General features: G+C 42.5%; 7 protein-coding genes. 4 read left to right on the top strand and 3 right to left on the bottom strand.

The genetic code is table 11. From position 1 onward, the window contains the following. Window positions 1-82: 82 nt before the first annotated feature. The 3 genes from Q7J27_01245 to Q7J27_01235 are packed head-to-tail and all read right to left on the bottom strand — an operon-like array spanning window position 83 to window position 1,337. Complete coding sequence (locus Q7J27_01245; protein ID MDO9527764.1) at window positions 83-427, bottom strand: hypothetical protein; 345 nt, start codon at window positions 425-427, stop codon at window positions 83-85. Further along, complete coding sequence (locus tag Q7J27_01240) at window positions 421-1,104, bottom strand: replication protein (GenBank protein MDO9527763.1); 684 nt, start codon at window positions 1,102-1,104, stop codon at window positions 421-423. The genes Q7J27_01245 and Q7J27_01240 overlap by 7 nt, the downstream gene beginning before the upstream one ends. A gap of 29 nt (window positions 1,105-1,133) precedes the next feature. Beyond that, on the bottom strand, window positions 1,134-1,337 hold the full coding sequence (locus Q7J27_01235) for a hypothetical protein (protein MDO9527762.1): 204 nt from the start codon (window positions 1,335-1,337) through the stop codon (window positions 1,134-1,136). Window positions 1,338-1,705: 368 nt separating this feature from the next. On the opposite strand from Q7J27_01235, the gene Q7J27_01230 reads away from it, so the two are divergent. The 4 genes from Q7J27_01230 to Q7J27_01215 all read left to right on the top strand — a co-directional run bounded on the left by Q7J27_01230 (window position 1,706) and on the right by Q7J27_01215 (window position 3,117). Next, window positions 1,706-1,906 (top strand): hypothetical protein, encoded by a 201-nt coding sequence (locus Q7J27_01230; GenBank protein ID MDO9527761.1) that lies wholly within the window; start codon window positions 1,706-1,708, stop codon window positions 1,904-1,906. A gap of 270 nt (window positions 1,907-2,176) precedes the next feature. Next, window positions 2,177-2,374, top strand: a complete 198-nt coding sequence (locus Q7J27_01225) for a hypothetical protein (protein ID MDO9527760.1) — start codon at window positions 2,177-2,179, stop codon at window positions 2,372-2,374. A 97-nt stretch (window positions 2,375-2,471) separates the two neighbouring features. Further along, window positions 2,472-2,738 (top strand): hypothetical protein, encoded by a 267-nt coding sequence (locus Q7J27_01220; GenBank protein ID MDO9527759.1) that lies wholly within the window; start codon window positions 2,472-2,474, stop codon window positions 2,736-2,738. Further along, on the top strand, window positions 2,731-3,117 hold the full coding sequence (locus tag Q7J27_01215) for a hypothetical protein (GenBank protein MDO9527758.1): 387 nt from the start codon (window positions 2,731-2,733) through the stop codon (window positions 3,115-3,117). Before Q7J27_01220 ends, Q7J27_01215 begins: the two co-directional genes overlap by 8 nt. Window positions 3,118-3,125 lie beyond the last annotated feature (8 nt).

Raw genomic sequence — 3,125 nt, 5'->3', positions numbered from 1 at the left:
AACAGTAAGGCTCTGCATGAGTAATGTTTTCCCCTGTTTAGTCGGCCCAGACACAGATATTAACTCCCCGTCTTGAAAATAGTCAATCAGTTTGTCCAAGGATGGGATCAGGCTCTTTACTCTGATTATCGAATCCGGGGTTTTCGCTAAACGGAGCATCATCTCCTGACTCGATATTACTTGATCTTCCCCGGAGTATTCCCTTAAATCCCTTAATTGCTTCTCTACCATACTGTATTTCCTCCACTACAGACTCAATTTCTGCACCACAAATCCTTATAAAATAATCACAATACTGCCCGATTTTATTATCTTGAAACGTTTCTTTTAGACTCCGTAACATCCCCAATTCTTGATGAACATCCCTCAGGTGGTCAAGATTTTCTGCGTCCATAACTTCATACATTTCAAGGGCTGTGCCTACCATGTCTTTTTTACGGCTCCTGTGTCACAATCTTTAAGCGGGTAAACGTCAGTCCATCCGTTTTTAATAGATTTATTCAAAACATCTATTGGATCATGCCCGTTGTTTTTCTTAATCTTTTCAAGTTCTTTTATAATTAAACGAAAGGCGTATGGTGTTTGGGCGGCACGTTTTTTAACCCTTACCGCCATATATGCTTGCCATGCTTCTAATGGTATAAAATCAGGTAAAATAAAAGGTGGGCTTTCTTTCTTTTCTTTCTTTTCTTTTGTGGGTATCAATTTTGATAACACTTTTGTTATCGGTTTTGATAACACTTCTGTACTCACTTTTGATAACACCCTCTTTTTAGCTGTTATCGGTTTTGATAACACCCACTCATCATAATTCTTATTGAATTTTAATATGTTAATCCCCCTGTTATCACTTTTGATAACAGATGCTATCTTTTTTGATAACAGGGATTTTAATGCTCTTGCTACATTCGGCCTGTTGATCCCGGTCATTTGCGATAATTGGCCTAAAGATATACTATCCTCGCATTTATTCCATCCATAGGTCTTACGCAATATGGCATTTAAGACTTGCATTTCCTCTCCGGGTATCCGAATATGGCAAAGTGCATCCATAATCTCGTTTGCTATTTTAGTGAAGCCGTCTTCTGTCTGCGGATTAGCGATGGCAGCACCCTCTCTCCAGTTCGATGGAATTAAATAATCAGGTCACGCGCCGGGCGGTTGAATAGCTTTCCGAACCTTACCGCATAGGACGCTGGCTTTTCAGCCCAAACGTAATACATGGCGGTGCGGCTTAGCTTCCATATACGGCACAGGTCTTTATGGTTAAGCCCCTGCCGTTCCATCTCAGCTTCGATCAGTTTTATGTTGAGTTTTAGTTTCATGGCCAAGATCATAAACGGGTCGCCTTGAATTGTCAAGACATTTCTACAGCAAAAAAGATCAAGGGGCCCACGTTGATATTATTGAGGATTTAAGATTTATTGCATTTGGGCGTAAATAAACCTTGACAATATAAAAAAAGTTCGTTATTGTCTCCCCAACGGTAGGGAATCAAGAAATAGCGGTAGGGATTGCCGGAAAGATTACGCACCGTCTTAGGACGGCCAGCGAATCGGTAAAGGTGGTCGGGACTCTTAACGTTGGGTGCTGGTTTTGCTTAGGAGGTTCGCCGAAGCATCACCGTTGAAAAAGGTCGGAGATAGGGCAGCGGTACTTCACTGCCCGTATGGTTCTGGCACCAGCATCAGAAAAGGAGAATAGTATGAAACCAGATAAGCTCTATATTAGCAGACGAAACGCCTTGATTCCTTTGGCGGAGAAATTCGCTAACGAGAAATGCGGGAAAGAGTCGTCAAGCAAGAAACTGAAAATAAAGGATGCGTGGTCGGCGAAATGGAACACGGCTTTTTCCACAGAAATGGAAAGATTAGTGAATGAAAACAGATTAAGGGGGCAGAAATGAAGTGGATGGTTTATTGCTATAGCCGTAGCAGAATAGCACATTATTTCGGAACCCTATCGTTAAATCCACACCTGGCGCAGTCTTTATGTAATTGTCATCCAATTTCCATTGGCTTGCTCGAACCGGAAACATCTGCGAAAACATTGTGTAAAAGATGCCTTAAATCTAAATCGGTCATGGAAAGAAATATTGAAAGTTTTAATAGATAACGCAAAGGTCAGCGGCGCATTGGGCGTCCGCTGTAGTGAATTGTTATGGAGGTAATTATAAATGAGTGATGAAATAAAAGTCGGCGATATGGTTGAGACAGCGGTATATGTTGGGACGGTGCGCAGGCCAATGGGCAGAGGACGTGTCGAGGCCGTCCACTCTGGATATTGTGATGTAGATCACTGCTACCCATACGGTGCTCCTTGGATTTACGTGGAAACAACCAATACGCTCAGGAAAATTGATCTTGAGCCATAACAATAGATATACGCAAAAGGCGGGCGAGCAATGTCCATCGTTGGGTGGAAATGATTAAATATGGTTGGTTTATTCCACATAGATTAAGGGGGAGAGAATGGAAAAGAATGAGTTTATTGAAAAGTGTTTTCTACTGGAGAAAGATTTTAGGATTCTATATGCAGATGGTGTGATTGCCGTGCATGAAGGCGAAATACAGATAGATGGTGAATCATTTTTAAATAGATTCTCGAAGTGGGAAGTTCGTGAAAGAAGTGATGATATGTTCCCGTGGGAACTTTTCTGCATTAGTGGCGGGATTAAGTTTTTCGCCGTTGTAAATAAGAAACCAGAAGATTGGGATGTATGGGGCAGTGATGAATGAACGGTCTCTTTTTAACGGAATAGTAAAAATGAACGAGGCTTACAGGAGGATAAATATGCCTTACGACCCGAATGATGGGAGTAACCCAAATATTTGTGGTGCGCCTTGGAATGAAGATGACGAAGGAAATTGTGACTGTTCGGGGTGTAGGCACCGCAGGCACAAAATAGCAAAAGACGAATACGATGCGGATGGCCCGGAGGATGCGTGGGAAGAAAACCGCCTTGAATGGGATGAGCTCTCTCATGCAGGTAGACAGAGAAGAGTCGAGAGAATGTTTGATGCGGCGGAATTTCGGCGTGACGCTAAACGAGAAGAAGAGATGATGAAGCGGCTTCCGGGCGATCATGACGGGTGGCCGAGTAATGAGCAAATATAATACTTCAA

This window comes from Syntrophales bacterium (assembly GCA_030655775.1).
Classification (GTDB): domain Bacteria; phylum Desulfobacterota; class Syntrophia; order Syntrophales; family JADFWA01; genus JAUSPI01.
Note: the sequence above shows the minus strand (reverse complement) of the source record. Positions and strands in the feature narration are given on the sequence as shown.